The sequence below is a fragment of the Pedobacter gandavensis genome (genome assembly GCF_032678465.1).
GTDB classification, from domain to species: Bacteria; Bacteroidota; Bacteroidia; order Sphingobacteriales; family Sphingobacteriaceae; genus Pedobacter; species Pedobacter gandavensis_B.
Genome location: NZ_JAVTSK010000006.1, coordinates 50,712 through 66,645, shown reverse-complemented (window position 1 = coordinate 66,645; position 15,934 = coordinate 50,712). Strand labels below are relative to the sequence as shown.

At 41.0% G+C, this 15,934-nt stretch carries 11 protein-coding genes; 1 reads left to right on the top strand and 10 read right to left on the bottom strand.

Annotation, left to right across the window (positions count from 1 at the left end):
• Nucleotides 1-63: 63 nt before the first annotated feature.
• From R2Q94_RS12405 to R2Q94_RS12395, 3 genes are read right to left on the bottom strand one after another with little or no spacing between them, the layout of a single operon-like run.
• Nucleotides 64-3,426: a DEAD/DEAH box helicase gene (locus R2Q94_RS12405; RefSeq protein ID WP_316821781.1), complete on the bottom strand. Its 3,363-nt coding sequence runs from the start codon at nucleotides 3,424-3,426 to the stop codon at nucleotides 64-66.
• Nucleotides 3,427-3,473: 47 nt separating this feature from the next.
• Nucleotides 3,474-4,058, bottom strand: coding sequence for an O-methyltransferase (locus R2Q94_RS12400; RefSeq protein WP_316821780.1), 585 nt, complete (start codon nucleotides 4,056-4,058; stop codon nucleotides 3,474-3,476).
• Between the two features lie 49 nt (nucleotides 4,059-4,107).
• Entirely contained in the window at nucleotides 4,108-4,683 is a 576-nt protein-coding gene (locus tag R2Q94_RS12395; RefSeq protein ID WP_316821779.1) for a 5' nucleotidase, NT5C type, read from the bottom strand.
• Nucleotides 4,684-4,774: 91 nt separating this feature from the next.
• On the opposite strand from R2Q94_RS12395, the gene R2Q94_RS12390 reads away from it, so the two are divergent.
• Nucleotides 4,775-5,524 (top strand): DeoR/GlpR family DNA-binding transcription regulator, encoded by a 750-nt coding sequence (locus R2Q94_RS12390; RefSeq protein WP_316821778.1) that lies wholly within the window; start codon nucleotides 4,775-4,777, stop codon nucleotides 5,522-5,524.
• A gap of 39 nt (nucleotides 5,525-5,563) precedes the next feature.
• Here the strand turns inward: R2Q94_RS12390 and R2Q94_RS12385 are convergent, their stop codons facing one another.
• The 7 genes from R2Q94_RS12385 to R2Q94_RS12355 form a co-directional block, all read right to left on the bottom strand.
• Nucleotides 5,564-7,189: an NADP-dependent glyceraldehyde-3-phosphate dehydrogenase gene (locus tag R2Q94_RS12385; RefSeq protein ID WP_316821777.1), complete on the bottom strand. Its 1,626-nt coding sequence runs from the start codon at nucleotides 7,187-7,189 to the stop codon at nucleotides 5,564-5,566.
• 30 nt (nucleotides 7,190-7,219) lie between these two features.
• Complete coding sequence (locus tag R2Q94_RS12380) at nucleotides 7,220-8,587, bottom strand: MFS transporter (RefSeq protein ID WP_316821776.1); 1,368 nt, start codon at nucleotides 8,585-8,587, stop codon at nucleotides 7,220-7,222.
• A gap of 44 nt (nucleotides 8,588-8,631) precedes the next feature.
• The gene (locus tag R2Q94_RS12375; RefSeq protein WP_316821775.1) at nucleotides 8,632-9,291 is read right to left on the bottom strand and encodes a bifunctional 4-hydroxy-2-oxoglutarate aldolase/2-dehydro-3-deoxy-phosphogluconate aldolase; all 660 of its coding nucleotides are present in this window, start codon (nucleotides 9,289-9,291) and stop codon (nucleotides 8,632-8,634) included.
• Between the two features lie 66 nt (nucleotides 9,292-9,357).
• The gene (locus R2Q94_RS12370; RefSeq protein ID WP_316821774.1) at nucleotides 9,358-10,386 is read right to left on the bottom strand and encodes a PfkB family carbohydrate kinase; all 1,029 of its coding nucleotides are present in this window, start codon (nucleotides 10,384-10,386) and stop codon (nucleotides 9,358-9,360) included.
• A gap of 6 nt (nucleotides 10,387-10,392) precedes the next feature.
• Entirely contained in the window at nucleotides 10,393-11,793 is a 1,401-nt protein-coding gene (gene uxaC, locus R2Q94_RS12365) for a glucuronate isomerase (RefSeq protein WP_316821773.1), read from the bottom strand.
• A gap of 151 nt (nucleotides 11,794-11,944) precedes the next feature.
• Nucleotides 11,945-13,477, bottom strand: a complete 1,533-nt coding sequence (locus R2Q94_RS12360; protein ID WP_316821772.1) for a tagaturonate reductase — start codon at nucleotides 13,475-13,477, stop codon at nucleotides 11,945-11,947.
• Between the two features lie 153 nt (nucleotides 13,478-13,630).
• Nucleotides 13,631-15,367, bottom strand: coding sequence for a glycoside hydrolase family 88 protein (locus R2Q94_RS12355; RefSeq protein ID WP_316821771.1), 1,737 nt, complete (start codon nucleotides 15,365-15,367; stop codon nucleotides 13,631-13,633).
• Nucleotides 15,368-15,934 lie beyond the last annotated feature (567 nt).

Sequence of the window (15,934 nt, the reverse complement as noted above, 5' to 3'; positions counted from 1 at the left end):
CAAATTCGAGTTCCATCACAGCTAAAACCCATCAAATTTCACACAAACGTTTGCATGAAATCCTTAACTAAATAGCGCCAGAAGGTCTTTTTTCGATAAAGATTTAAAGATAGCAGTATCGGTTTTGATCAAATCTTTGACCAGATCTTTTTTAGTAGACTGGAGTTTCATGATTTTCTCTTCGACGGTATCCGGACAGATCAAACGCACCGCAATTACATTCTTCTGCTGGCCAATCCGATAAGTACGGTCGATCGCCTGGTTTTCAACCGCTGGATTCCACCAGGGATCAACCAAATACACATAATCCGCCTGGGTAAGGTTCAACCCCACTCCTCCTGCTTTAAGACTAATTAAAAAGACTCTTATTTTGGGATCATTCTGGAAGGAATCGACCACCGACTCCCGGTTTTTCGTCTGACCAGTTAAATAAGCGAAAGCAATTCCCCTGTCCTGCAGTTCTTTTTTAATCAAATCCAACATCCCCACAAATTGGGAGAAAACCAGAATTTTATGCTGTGGTGATTTATTTTCAATTTGTTCCAGCAAGACCTCCATTTTAGCAGAAGAACTACCATAAAACTCATCCTCACTCAACAAAGCCGGCGAATTACAAATCTGCCTTAATTTAGTGATGCCCTTCAACACATTCATGGTATTACTCGCTACTTCTTCATCTGTCTGATTGGTCAGGTAATCACGGATTTCTTTTTCATACCCTTCATATACTTTACGCTGATCAGCCTCCATCTCACAATAAATCACCATTTCCGTTTTATCCGGCAATTCTTTAGCAACCTGCTCTTTTGTTCTTCGCAACAAGAAAGGACTAATCCGCTGCTGCAGTTCCATTGCCGCTCTACGGTCTTTAAACTGATCTATTGGTGTGGAATAGATTTCTCTAAAATGCTGTTTACTGCCCAACAAACCCGGACAGGCGAAAGACAATTGTCCATATAAATCAAACGTATTGTTTTCTATTGGTGTACCTGTGAGCACTACTTTATTTCTGGATTTTAATAAGCGGACAGATTTATACCGCTGGGATTCCGGATTCTTGATCGTTTGAGACTCATCCAGAAAGACATAATTGAACCTATAATCTTTTAAGAATCGAATATCTGTCAACAATGTCCCATAAGAAGTCAACACCACCTCATACCGATCAAAATCCTGATGACTTTTAATCCTGTCGGCGCCATAAATCGTCAATACTTTGATTGAAGGTGCAAACTTTTGAAGTTCCTGTTGCCAGTTAAAAATCAAAGAGGCCGGAACCACGATTAAATTGGTATTGTGTTGGCTTTTCTCTCTTTGAGTCAAAATAAAGGCAATGATTTGTATGGTTTTTCCAAGTCCCATATCGTCTGCCAGACAAGCTCCAAAGTTGAATTCATCTAAGAAATTAAGCCAGTTCAATCCTTCTTTCTGGTACTGCCTTAAAGTGGCATTCAATCCTGCGGGAATCTTAACCTCAGTAATGGAATGAGCAGAGCCCGAAAGCTTACTTTTATATAATGCCAGCTGATCTTTTACAGATTCATCCAATAGCTGTGATTCGTACAACTCCTCAATAGCCGTAAAACTAATCCTGGGCGTTAAAATGTGTTCTTCTTCAATTTCACCAGCATTAAAATACTTGTTGAATTTCTCGATCCACTCATCAGGAAGCATCCCCATCGTACCATCATCCAGCTTTATAAACTTGTGCTTATTGCGGATTGATTTGTGTAAATGCCTAAGAGAAACCACCTGATTTCCGTATTTCAGTTTCAGGGAAGTTTTAAACCAATCAATTCCACTCATCACCTGGATGGAAATACTGGCCTTATAGGAATTCAGCTTATTGTCTTTTAACTGATTAAAGCCTAAAATGTTGATGTTTTTATTCCTCCACGCTTCAAAAGCATGCAAGAACCATTGATCTTCTAATAATCTGGTTTTATGGAGATAAAAACAGTCATTGCTTTCCAATTGCTCCTCAAAATAAGGATGTTGCCTCATGATATCTGAAATGAACTGCAGCTCAGTTTCTGTATCCCTGTTTAAACTGAACAAGTTGCCATTTCTATCCCTAGACTGAATCTGTTTTCTGGATAATACAGGGATTTCCAGATGACCATACCTCATAACCGGCGTTATTAATACAAAATCATCGGATTCAGTAAGGTATAGGATTTTTTCATTCTCCAGGTCAAAACCCTTTTCTTCAATTTGTTTTTTTGTAGCAGGTTTCAGGTAATCGTAAGTTACCTTGACTTTATTTTCTAATTTGGAAAGGATCTCCTCCTGAAACGCTTCAAATTTAGAATGGTGAATCAGTAGCCTGTCATGATGCTGTTTAAAAAAATCGATGACACGAAGAAAGTTTGGATTATCGATAAAATGCAGACATTGATTCATTTTAATGAAATAATTGTATTTCAACTGGATCTGATCCATTGCATATGCTGTCCCATTTAATGTCAACTTTCCGGAAATTTCATAAAACTCCTGCCTTTGACTGACATGAATGGCCATATCAATTCGGAGCGCATTGAGTTGTATCGGAATCATAGCGCTAGCGGTAATATTCGTTGAAACTTTAGGATCATGCAAAAAGACTTCCATCTTTAGCGGATTCTTTGCTATGGCACGGAGGGCATCCAGATCTGAATCACTGCGTTCTGCATTATAATTGTTTTGGAACTTTAAAATGCCACTATAGAATTTTAAAGAGGCTGTATCTTCTGTTTTCCAAAGGAGGTCAGAAGGACTGATCGTTTGAACCGGATTTTTGAATTTTCCATCCAACGTAGTTTGTGCTTCAATAATTTCTAAAGTCAGGTGACCATAGAAACGATGCTGACCGAACACCAATCCCATTTTATGTTTAGGTTTCAGTCCGCCGGAAAGCGGTAATTGCAATCCTTCTTTTGGCAATAGATTTTTTTTAAGATGTTGTTTCGTATCTCCGTTTAAGGGAAACATTTCTCTTACTTTAGCCTTGATTAGTGTCTGACCCTGCTGATATACCAGCTCAAAAAAATCAGTCAGGTTCGCTTCTGCTTCTAATCCATAATCTTTGGCTTGTATTTTCATTCTTTCCCTGCGGAGTTTTTCGTCAAAGAAAAGACGTAAAGAAGGCCGGTTTAAAAGGTTATGAAGCGCCTGAGCCTGATGACTGCATAATTTTGGATTGGCATCCATACAGCCACAGGTAATCAGGGTCTGACGATTCCGCTGACTAATCCCTACCCCGGGAAATGGAATGCTGCTGCCCACTTGGGTAAAAAAAACAACGTCAATGTCGAGATGCTCCGGGACCAGTTCGTAAAACCCTTTAACCGCAGTATCTACGCGCTCATTGACGTGTTTTAATATATATAAATCTGTTAATTCTGAGAAATCAAAATCTGTTAATAGGTATTCTTTTCTAACCTCCATCTGCATTGGCAATTCCAGGCCTTAAAGGTAATCAGATTTTGTATGACCTATATTGCTTTTTTTGTAGCAATTACAATTCCTGTTGCCCAGCATTGCTTGGTCAGTACCAGATCTTCACGTTGTTCGAGTGTTTCAATTAAGCGCAACACCTTCTCTGCATGTCCTTCCGGCCAGTTTTCCTGAGGAAGCATATCGTCAATAATGTAAAATGCTCCAGGGTTCAACATCTCCAGTACTTCATCCAGCATTAAATATTTCCCATGCCAGGTATCCGCAAAGATATAATCGAACTTATGGCCTTTATTTTGGAGCAGCCATTGCCCGGCGTCTATGCATACTAATGTTAATCGTTCATCTTCCCCAAGAAAACGACTGGCAATGTCTAAAAACTGTGTATCATTGTCGATGGAGGTCAAAGTAGCCCCCTTGTCCATTCCTGATAAAATCCAGGCGGTCGACAAGCCCGTTCCTGTTCCCAGTTCCAGAAAAGCAGCACCTGGTTTTGAAGCGGCAAGGGTTTGCAATAAAGAGCAGGTCATTGTTGCAGAGGCCATAGAAAAGCCTGCATATTTTGTCACTTCATCGATGGCCATATAGGCCTTGGGATAGTTTTGGTTGATTTCTTCTATCATATATTTGTGCTTCCGTTAAGAATTGAAATATAGATAAAAGAAATAAGTTCTAAGCAATTTCAGCGTTAGCAGTGTCTTGCATTTTTGATTTCTCCTGCTCAAAAAAGTCCAGTACTTCTGTCCAGCTTTTCACCCTTAAGTGATGATGTTGGTTTACATTATGCGAAGCATCAAACATGATGGCCTTTCCTTTACAGAAGTCGAGGTTTTTACAGTGGTCGTCAATCAGATAATCGGTCACTACCACACTCTTATCTCCACAGAAAATGATATTTCTCCAGCTGATGAAAGGGAAGTGTTCCGCTAACCACTCATGCTTTTCTGATAAACATAATGGGAATTCCATTGCTGCCGAAACGATATAAACTTCGTAATCTTCCATCAGTTTTTTAACAGCTGCTACTGCCCCTTCCATTACCGGGATGCTTCTAAAAAAACCGGGGGTATTTACATAGCGCTTTATTGCTCCTTTTTCAGGAAAACCTTCAGGCTCCAGCACACCCAGTCTTTCCGATCTTGGCACCCTCACACCGTATTCGTTTTCGTACCAATCCATAAATTGTTCTTCTATATCTGCAAGAACGCCATCCATGTCAATTCCTATTGTTTTTTTGATCTCATTCATATGTTATTGTAATATCTTGCAACAAATATAGCAATACTTTGCAATATATTGCATTATATTGCTCAGATTATTTACTTACATTTGCAACAATATGATAAAGGAAGAAAGATTACAACTGATCATAGAGCATGTTCGCAAAGAGCGAAAGGTGCTATTGAGCGACTTGAGTACCCTATTGGGCGTTTCTGAGGATACGGTCAGGCGCGACATCAAGGAGCTTTCCGATCAGGGATTACTGAAAGCCGTACGTGGAGGTGCAATTTCCAGGTCTCCAATCCCCCGTCATTTCCGGGAAAGGGAACATTATGATGTGAGTCATAAGGGAATTATCGCTGAAAAGGCATTGAAACTGATCAGGAACGGACAAGTAGTATTGTTTGATTCAGGAACCTCTGCCTTAGCAATTGCAACGCTTTTACCCAGAGATTTACAGATTACGGTGATCACCAACAGCTTTCCCGTGGCTACAGTACTGGAAGATCATCCCTGCATTGAAGTCATATTTTTAGGAGGCAGGCTCAACAAAACTTCTTTCTCTACTACCGGTTTTGAAGTGATTCAAACTATAAGAGGTATCCGCCCTGACCTATGCTTTCTGGGCATTTGCAGTATAGACCTGATCTCAGGAGTGACCGGGATTAATTATGAGGATTGCCAGGTTAAAAAAGCCATGGTAGAAACATCTAAACTGATTGTGGCACTGGCCACCGTTGAAAAACTTGGGACCACAGAGCCTTATTACATTACCAGCATCAGTGATATTGACATCATAGTTACGGATATTGATCCAAATGATGAAAGTTTAAAAGCCTATAAAGAAGCCGGAATCAATTTGGAGTAAAGTCCATGATTCCGGCTTATATCATTATAGCCGTTTTAATTAAAACAGGTACTTTGTACTTAAAAAGTTAGAGCTGTTGTTATCTACAATTTCATTGATCAGGTGCTTATTGTTTTCATTAAGTTTCGTTGCCACCAGGGAACGAATAGAAAATGACCTCAAGGCATCTACAACAGAAAGTGTACCTTCTGCACTGTCCTTTCTGCCGGTAAATGGAAAAACATCCGGACCGCGCTGACATTGACAATTGATGTTGACACGACTTACCTGGTTTACCAAAGGATCAATCAGACAGGCAATTTCTTCATTATCGTTACTAAATATACTGACTTGCTGCCCATGAGTGGATTCAATCAGGTATTCGATGGTTTCTTCTAAATCATCGAAAGGGACTACGGGGATTACCGGCCCAAATTGCTCCTCAGTATAGAGTTTCATCTCTTTTGTCACCGGATAAACAATCGCCGGGTACACGAAAGATGCGTTGACCGCTCCGCCATTTTCGTTGACGACCTGAGCACCATGCGCGATCGCATCTGCGATGCATTCCTGTAAATAGGCTGGTTTATGAGGTTCTGGTAACGGCGTTAAAGCCACCCCATTTTCCCAGGGCATTCCAAATTTCAACGCTGCTACTGCGGCATTCAACTCTTTTAAAAACACCTCTGCCAGACTTCGATGAACAAATATGATTTTCAATGCAGTACAACGCTGCCCATTGAAAGACAAGGCACCCAATACCGTTTCCTGAACAGCCAAACTGACTTCTGCTTTAGCGGTAATGATCGCTGCATTCTTTGCGTCTAATCCTAAAATCGCACGCAGACGGTTTACTTTGGGATGTAGCTTTTTCAATTCATTGGCCACCTTACTCGAACCGATTAAAGTCAGCACATTGATCTGTCCGGATTTCATTAAACCAGGAATGATCTTATTCCCACGCCCGTAAATTGTATTCACAACACCTTTAGGAAAACAATCGCGGAAGGCTTCCAACAAAGGATAATGCAATAAAGTACCATGCTTAGGTGGTTTGAACAACAAGGTATTCCCCATGATCAAAGCCGGGATCAATGTGGTAAAAGTTTCATTCAAGGGATAATTGAAAGGGCCCATGCACAACACCACCCCCAATGGAGAACGTCTGATCTGAGCCACAATTCCTTGTTCTATACTGAATCTGGAAGATTGTCTGTCCAGGTCCTTTAAAGCATCTATCGTTGCATGAATATACTCCACTGTACGGTCGAACTCTTTCAGAGAATCGGCATAAGACTTGCCGATTTCCCACATCAGAAGCTTCACTACAATCGCTTTCTTCTCTACAATACGATGCGTAAACTTCTCTACGCAATGGATTCTATCTGCTACACTCATGGTTGGCCATTCGCCCCTACCATTGTTGTATGCAGCTACAGCAGCTTCTAAGGCCTCTGCAGCTTCCTTTTCAGCACACAAAGGGTAAGTGCCAATCACTTTACGCTTCAGGCCTTCCGGGCTCCTGACGCAGATGGGCGACAAAACTTCATGTATTTCTCCATCCCATGCACATAGTTCTCCATTGCTTAAATATTCGCGTTGGTGAACCTCTTCTGCCAGCCTAAATTCCTCAGGAATTTGATGCTCCTCTACAAAAATAGACTGGAGCTGCTCATTAAAATTCATAGTAATGTGGTTGGTTAAATAAAAAATGAATTATAGATCGGTAATGGGTGCATATTTTGGAACCAGTGATTTCATAACGATCCAGGCCAGTAAATATGCTACGGCACAAATGGCAAACATGATGGTATAACCGGTTTGTGTATGCCCCAGTTCTTTATAATGGTCAAATAATGCGCCTCCAAGTTTAGACATCACTACTCCACCCATTCCTCCAGCCATACCGCCAATACCAATCACGGAAGCAATGCTTTTCTTAGGAAACATATCTGATACGGTAGTGAAAATATTTGCCGACCATGCCTGGTGTGCTGAAGCACCAATACCAATCAATACCACTGGAATCCAATAACTGTAATGCCCTAATGGTTGCGCCAATAAAACCAACAGCGGGAACAAAGCAATCAGAAACATGGCACGCATTCGGCCGTCATATGCTGAATATCCTTTATTGATGAAATACATCGGGAACCAGCCGCCGCCCACACTACCAATCATGGTCATGCTATAAAGCACGGTTAATGGCAACATGATGTCTGTTCCTTGCAGGTTATACTGCACTTTAAGATAAGAAGGCAACCAGAATAGGAAAAACCACCATACTCCATCAGTCATGAACTTGCCAAAGGCAAAAGCCCAGGTCTGTTTATAGCCCAATAATTTAGTCCAGGTTACTTTTTTTCCTTCCTCAATGACTTCTACCGCTACAGCTTCTTCCTGATCACTATTTACATAGGCCAGTTCCTGGGCACACATTCTCTTTTGATTTTCCGGTTTCTCATAGAAAATACCCCAGAAAGCCAACCATACAAAGCCTACGGCACCGATAATTAAGAATGCAGCCTCCCAACCCCACATCGTCGCAATCCAGGGTACGGTTAAAGGGGCTAAAATTGCACCAACATTAGCTCCGGAATTGAATATACCTGTGGCAAAAGAACGTTCTTTTTTAGGAAAATACTCCGCTGTAGCTTTAATGGCTGCCGGAAAGTTCGCCGATTCACCAAAAGCGAGCACTGCTCTGGCAATGATAAACCCAACTACAGAAACCGGCATTGCTCCCAGACCGATCCAGGTCAGGATAGAGGTCGCGCCTTCTCCTATTGGAATGGCTACTGCATGCATAATCGCACCAATAGACCAGATGATCAAGGCTACGGTATAGCCCCATTTCGTACCTAACCTATCTACAAATCGCCCGGCAAAGAGCATAGAGAGGGCGTATACGAATTGGAATGCGGCAGTTATATTGGCATAATCGCTGTTTGTCCAGTTGAATTCTTTCTCCAGCATGGGATGCAGGAGACTTAACACTTGTCGGTCAAGGTAATTGACTGTGGTTGCAAAAAACAGTAACGCACAGATTGTCCATCTGTAATTACTCATTTTAGTCTCTTTCATTATATTTGGTTTTTGGTTGGTTGTGGTTCTCGATTGCTGCGGTATTATCTACCTGCTTTTACCAGTTCAATCGACTTTCTGGTGAGATTCTCTAATTCGATATAATCTTTATTTTCTAAAATAGCTTTACTGATGAGCTTGCTGCCCATTCCAACGGCACATACGCCCGATTTAAACCAGTTGCTGATGTTAGCCTGTTCAATTTCAACACCGCCTGTAGGAATGAACAATTGACCCGGAAAAAGATCTTTAATGGCCGCCATATAAGATGGGCCAAGGATATTCGCTGGAAATAATTTAATCAGTCCAGCCCCCAACTGATGTGCCGTATTGATCTCTGTTGGGGTAAAACAACCAGGAACCCACAACATGCCTCTTTCATGCACAAAATTTCCTACTTCTTCATTTACAATTGGAGAAACAATAAAATGCGCACCTGCATTGATAAATGCGCTTGCTTCCTCCAGGGTCTTAATTGTTCCTATTCCCAGGTACAGATCCTGCATTTCCGTTTTTAATGCTTCAATAAGCAGTTGGAAGTTAGCCAATGCTGCCGGTCCACGATTCGTATACTCTAATACTCTGATTCCTGATCTGTATAAAGTCCTGATGATTTCCAGGCTCACCTGCGCATCTTCAAAGTAGAACAAAGGAAGCATTCCCTGATCTGTAATGGCCTTTAAAGCGTTTTCTTTCGTTTTCATTCTTATCTCGTTTTTTGACAGTTCGTATTTGGTTTGTTTGTGCTGTGCCGCTTAAAGTTGTAATTCCTAGCCTGCTACTTCGTACATCCTGGCTACTTTAGGAATATCCTCCAGTGTGGTGGTGGTAAAATCGGTATGGGTAAACAACTTAGAAAAAGCCGCTCTGGTCGCAAAACCAAGGATTTCTTCCTGACTATGTTCATGGTAAAAACCATAAATTAATCCCGCCATGAAACAATCCCCACTGCCAATTTTCCCAATAATGCGTTCAGCACGATATTCTTTAGAAACCAGATGTTCAGTTGCGGTATGTAAAGTGCAGTAATACTTCACCCCACTCTCTTTAAAATCAAATCTAAAGGTGTTGGCAACAGCTGTACATTTAGGAAAAGCCTGCATGATGGCTTCAGCACTTTTCTTCGCCTGTTCCAGATAGGCAGTTTTGTTGTTTTCTTCTGCCAGTCCTTCAGCTACCGGAATACCCAGCATATTTTCAGCAGCCCATACATTGCCCATGATCAGATTGCAATATTTGGCCAATGCAGGCATCACTTCAATTGGGCTTTTTCCGTATTTCCATAACTTACTCCTAAAGTTAAGGTCTAGTGAAATCTGGATATTTCGCTCAGAAGCAGCGACTAAAGCCTCTTCACAAAGGGCTACCACATCCTGATTTAATGCCGGACAAATTGCGCTAAAATGCAACCAGGACACATCCTGTAAGACTTTATCCCAATCAATAGTACCTGTTTTTAAGGTAGAGAAAGAAGAATGATTCCGGTCATAAATGACGCCTGCATTTTTCAGATCCTTGCCATTAGGCAGGTAATACAAACCAATGCGTTCGCCCATATATTGGATCGGACTAGTATCAATATTCAGTTTCTCCAGGTAGCCCACCACCTGTTTACTCATAAAGTTATCTGGCACTGCCGAAAGGTAGGACGACGGAACACCCCATAGTGCCAATGCAGCTGCCACGTTGGCTTCAGCACCCCCTACATAAAAGGACAGGTTGTTTTCTTTGAGCCAGTTCCCATCCAAATCCGGAGAGATTCTCAATAACAGTTCACCAAAGTTTAAAACCTTTCCCATATTTATCTAAAAATTAAAATATTGTTTTGCGTTATTATAGCAGATATCCTGGATAATTTTCCCCAGCCACTCCTGATCATCCGGCAGTTCCCCATTCTCTACATCCTCTCCAAAAAGTTGACATAGGATCCTTCTGAAATACTCATGACGGGGGTACGACAAGAAACTTCTGCTGTCGGTTAACATGCCCACGAAACGACTCAATAAGCCCATATTTGACAAAGTATTCAACTGTTTGATCATGCCATCTTTCTGATCCAGAAACCACCAACCTGAACCCCATTGCACTTTTCCTGCAACGGTACCATCGTTGTAATTCCCAATCATGGTGGCCATCAATTCATTATCGGCTGGATTTAAATTGTACAGAATGGTTTTAGTCAGGCAATTTTTACTGTCCAGCCTATTTAAGAACTTAGCTAAGGCTTTCCCCTGACTAAAATCCCCAATAGAATCAAAACCGGTATCCGGGCCCAGCTGGCTCAGCAAACGGTCGTTATTGTTTCTTAAAGCACCTAAATGATACTGTTGAACCCAGCCCTTTTCATGATCCCATAAAGCGAACTGGAAAAGCAAAGCCGATTTAAATTTTCCGCTTTCCTGAGGTGTTAAAGAAGATTGCTTTCTGATTTTAAGGTAAATTGCTTTGATTTCATCATCCGTATAATCATCAGCGAAGATTTGCTCTAAACCATGATCAGACACAGAACAACCATTTTCCGCGAAATAATCATGTCTTGATTTTAGCGCGGTCAGATAAGCATCCAGGTCATTTAAATCAGTCCCCGTTAAGACAGAAAGCTGATCTATGTATTTATTCAGAGCTGGGATATCATCTGCATTCATTGCTTTATCCGGACGGAAAGCAGGCAGAACTTTAATATCCAGCTGATCTCTTTTGATCTTTTGATGGTGTTCTAATGAGTCTAATGGATCATCCGTAGTGCAAAGGGCCTTTACATTCATTTTACGCAAGAGGTTTTGCACAGAATATTCCCGTGTTTGTAATTTGGCCGTACACTCCTCATAAATGCGTTCTGCATTTTCTGGAGAAAGCACTTCATGAATATCGAAATAACGTTGTAATTCCAGATGTGTCCAGTGGTATAAAGGATTTCGTAGGGTATAAGGCACTGTTTCCGCCCATTTCTTAAACTTTTCAAGGTCTGAAGCTCCTCCGGTGATGTAATGTTCATCAATCCCATTAGCCCGCATTGCGCGCCATTTATAATGGTCTCCGTATAACCAAACCTGGGTTATATTTTCAAACATGAAATCGTTTGCAATCTGATCCGGCATTAAATGATTGTGATAATCAATAATCGGCATCTGTTTTGCAAAATTATGATACAGTGTTTGTGCTGTTTTTGTGTGTAGTAAGAAATTGCTATCTAAAAAGTTTTTCACAATAATATTTCTAAATGTATAAATTTTTATAAAGAAACGTGGCTTTTCCAGAGAATAAAATCAGCTCATTTATAGGCTTCCCGACATCGTATTTCAAGGATACACCTGAGACTTATTTTTATTACCCTGTATCAAAACTGCAAACGTTTTCTTAATTGTGCTGTAAATGCTTTTCTGATGGTTGAAAGGCTTGGCGCAAGGTTTCCTGCATCCCTGACTTTAAAATCAGTGTATATTGTTCTTTTACCTTTTCCGCCAGACCAGTCAAGCAGCCCAAATCGGCATCCCATAATGAGGTATCTCCCAAAACTTCCTGTACATATTGTGCTGCCGTTAAATCGCTTTTCGATCGGAAATAACCTGCCTGATCATCTGTAATCTGATATTCCTTCCCTTGATATACCCCAAAAAACTGTCCATTGGCCGAAACCCGACTTACACGCATAAATACAAGATAAGCGGCAAAACCAAGGGCAATATGTGGCGGAACCTGATGGTATTTCTTATAATAGTTGAGCAACACCGGAATTACCCTCACCTTCATTTTCATGCTGTATTGAAAGGTAATATTGATCCAGGAATGTGCAATAAAAGGATTGGAGAAACGGTCAATTACGGTGTCTGCAAAATTTTTAGACAAGGTAATTGCCACTTCATAAGGTATTGCCGGAGCAATCTCTTTATGCATTACCGTAGAAACATATTGCTTTAAATGCCCTTCAGCCATTGCTTCGGCAACTGTCTGGATTCCAGAAAGAAAAGCAATTCCAGCTGTAAGCGTATGAGAACCATTTAAAAGCCGAACTTTCAGCTCCCTGTAGATTTCAATATCAGGCTTAATCAAAATGCCCTCATCCACTCCATTTAATCCAAGTAAATCTGCTACCTCCTGACCAGCTTCAATTGCCCATAGGCGATAAGGCTCTGCCATGATCAACAACTCATCAGTATATCCAAGTTCTTCTTCCAATCTGTTCAGCCTTGCGCTGTCGGGTTTCCCCGGAACAATACGGTCTACCAATGAATTGCAAAAATAAACCTGCCCTTTCAGCCAGGTCATAAACTCAGCTTCCAACCCCTGATAACCGGCCAGCTCATAAACTATAGCTTCCAGTGTTTTTCCATTATCAGGAATCAATTCTGTAGCAATGACCACCAATTCTCCTTCATCAGTATCAGATTCAAAAAATTTAAACCGGGCATACAATACTGCCAGTAATTTTGCAGGGAATGAGCGTGGCGCAGCTGTCTGAATCGCTTCCTTAACCAATTGTATGCCTACTTCAGTGGTATTGGAAACAATGAGTTTTAGATCCCTGCTGCAGGCAATAGCCAAAATACGATCCCAGTCATCATCAGCAGTTAACACCCGACTGATTGCTGAAGAAACAATGTTTTCTTTTACCTGCTCCCCTTGCGCTACACCGCGAACACAAATGGTATATAAATTATCCTGCTTGGTAAAAGCATTTGTATTTCCCTGGCTGGTGGATTTAACGACAGCAATTCTGCCATTAAAAACCCCCATCTGGTTTGCCTTATGGATAAAGTAATCAGGAAGACCACGCAATAATACGCCGGTTCCAAACTGTAAAACCCTTTCAGGAAGGTTAAAATGGCCTTGTTCAGGAACAATTAATTCCGCTGAACCCAAATCATTTAAGGTGTTTTTGGATAGTATCATTTGTTAAATTACATTCGGTTAGAAACAATTCTACTGAATAATTATTAGGAATGGTTGGCTAAGCCGGAAATAATTTGCGCAATCGTTATCGGGAACGTTATCGTATGATAAAATTGCCCCATTCTGCTAGAAAGGCCATTTTAAAGGATATTTTCATTTTTTGTGTATAGAAGCGATTTGCTGACTCAGCCATTGTACCAGGTCCTCTGCTGCTGTAAAATTATCATAAGCAAGGGGTAATTTCCTGCCGTCCACATATTCATTATACAACCATGGATCACCGATTACAAAGACCTTTCCTTTACCGAATTTTGAAAGGGCCATCACCTGATTTCCTGACTTATCTTTCAGGATAGATACTGCAGGATCACTTAAGGTCAAGCTACTAAATTCTTTCACAAACAACTGTTTTGAATTTGAGAAGATAGAATTTCTTGCAGGTACATCGATCCTGGCCGTTTCATATTCATTTTTATTCACCCTCCCTTTACTATCCTTATTGAATTGCAAACCAAAAGGCATTGCGAGTTGATTGAAATGATCCAATTCCGTATTGCCGGTATCATTAGCCATCAACACCAGGATCCCCCCTGCCCTGACCCAGGACTTCAGGTCTTTGATGTGATGCTGCTGGATATAATTTGGCCTGGGACTTTCTTTTTCCGTATCCGGATCTACGATAATATATACTGCAGCATGGCTTAAGTTTTTGAGGTCAGGACCTTCTCCAAGTTCCTCAGTTTTAAAGCCATTTCTTTGAAAAATTCCTGCCCACATAGAAAAGCCTCCATTTGCGCGCTCTGCCCATTTGTAGTGCCAGGATACGTCATTTCCACTTTGATCCTTCTTGATTTCATGGTTAAAGTAATTGTCGAGTACCACCCTCTTCCCCTTTCCAGCTTTCGGAAATCCTGCCCATTCTAATTCATTTGATGCCAATAGAAATGTCGCTAGCCCAAAACGATCATTAAGTTTTATTGTTCCTTCCGGGGATTCTTCAACAAAAACTTTCCTAACAAGCATATAAGCCTGCTCTGCTATAGCCAGATATGAAACAGGCAAATCACCATTCCTATGTCCTTTAGCCAGACTATATGCAAACATAGCAGCAGTAGCGCCTTCCATATAGTTCCCTTTAGCATCAGGTTGAGCCAGGTAATTTTTGATAGAAAAAGCGGTTTGCTTGAGGAGGCTTTGTAGTGTTTTTCTTTTTGGATGGTTTTCGGGGAAATACTCCAATACATCTACAAGTGCCATGGCATACCAGCCCATCGCCCTTGCATATTTATATTCATCCCAACCATGGTTCAGTGAGCCAGTTCTGAAATCCTTACTGTACTTTTCCATTAGAATAAATTGATTGGCAATATCCTCAAAAGCGGCCTGATCATTGACCAGTGCAGCATACTCTGCATAAAAAGGCTGTCCCATAAACAAACCATCTTTGGTTCCTGTCCGCCGCTTCAGTTCTGCGCTCAATGCAGTAGCGGCTTTAAAATACCTGATTTGTCCGGTTACTTTATAGAGCGTCAATAGCGAACGGCCAATTTTCATGTCCTCCATACGATCATCCTGCAGTTCATTGTGCTGGAAGCGCCCATCATTCGTCACAAAGTAGTCCATACTTCTCTGCATGAATTTGAAATACTCCCCCTTTCCAGTTCTTTCCCAAAGTCCATCTATCCCTTCAAACATCAGTCCCAGGTCAAATGTCCATTTCGCTGATTTAGGCTGCTCAGGATGGAGGTACAAGGAGTCATCCTCCATTCCCATCAGTTTTGCTGCAACAAGCGCTGAGAGCGGCTTATTCGACTGTCCATTGGCTACAGAAAAGCAGCATAGTTGTAAAATCAGCAATGCTGCGGCCGTATTTATACTGTTTATTTTCATTTAATTTCTGATGTTGAGGAATCTGTGTTGAATGGATAAAACCTCTGCTTTTTCAGCAACAGGCATACAATGCTACATAGTTTTAGAAAAGAATAAAACAAAAGCGCAGAAAATAACTACGCAATCGTTACCTTATTTTACTAAAGCCCAACCAAATACACCAAAGATCCTAACGGCAAGGGTCGCTAAATTTTCCACGCGATTTCAACTCCTACAAATCCCATCTAAAAAGCCTTTAAACGAGGTTTCAAATCTATTATGACAATAATTTGATAGAAATTACTCAAAGTCTAGGGATTTAGTAGTGTTTTTAATTACATTTGCAGCCGAAACGTTTATATGTTCAAGTAAAGACACGGTTATGTATCAAATTCTACTTCAAAATTCTCCTCAGGCACCATCCTTCGCCTGTTTAATTTCAAAAGCTTCTGCAACACAGCGAATGTGTTGTTGCCCGGCCTAATTCAGTAGAAATATTTCTTAGTTGACGAAAACACCGCATCCCGGTGATGGAAAACTATTGCCTAAAATTTCTGCCCTAAAACATGCTTTTATTGCCCCAGTCAC

Coding starts and splice junctions, on each gene's coding strand:
- R2Q94_RS12380 (WP_316821776.1), bottom strand. CDS start 8,587: ATGAAAGAGACTAAAATGAGTAATTACAGATGGACAATCTGTGCGTTA.
- R2Q94_RS12370 (WP_316821774.1), bottom strand. CDS start 10,386: ATGGGAAAGGTTTTAAACTTTGGTGAACTGTTATTGAGAATCTCTCCG.
- R2Q94_RS12355 (WP_316821771.1), bottom strand. CDS start 15,367: ATGAAAATAAACAGTATAAATACGGCCGCAGCATTGCTGATTTTACAA.
- R2Q94_RS12400 (WP_316821780.1), bottom strand. CDS start 4,058: ATGATAGAAGAAATCAACCAAAACTATCCCAAGGCCTATATGGCCATC.
- R2Q94_RS12360 (WP_316821772.1), bottom strand. CDS start 13,477: ATGATACTATCCAAAAACACCTTAAATGATTTGGGTTCAGCGGAATTA.
- R2Q94_RS12375 (WP_316821775.1), bottom strand. CDS start 9,291: ATGAAAACGAAAGAAAACGCTTTAAAGGCCATTACAGATCAGGGAATG.
- R2Q94_RS12385 (WP_316821777.1), bottom strand. CDS start 7,189: ATGAATTTTAATGAGCAGCTCCAGTCTATTTTTGTAGAGGAGCATCAA.
- R2Q94_RS12390 (WP_316821778.1), top strand. CDS start 4,775: ATGATAAAGGAAGAAAGATTACAACTGATCATAGAGCATGTTCGCAAA.
- R2Q94_RS12405 (WP_316821781.1), bottom strand. CDS start 3,426: ATGGAGGTTAGAAAAGAATACCTATTAACAGATTTTGATTTCTCAGAA.
- R2Q94_RS12395 (WP_316821779.1), bottom strand. CDS start 4,683: ATGAATGAGATCAAAAAAACAATAGGAATTGACATGGATGGCGTTCTT.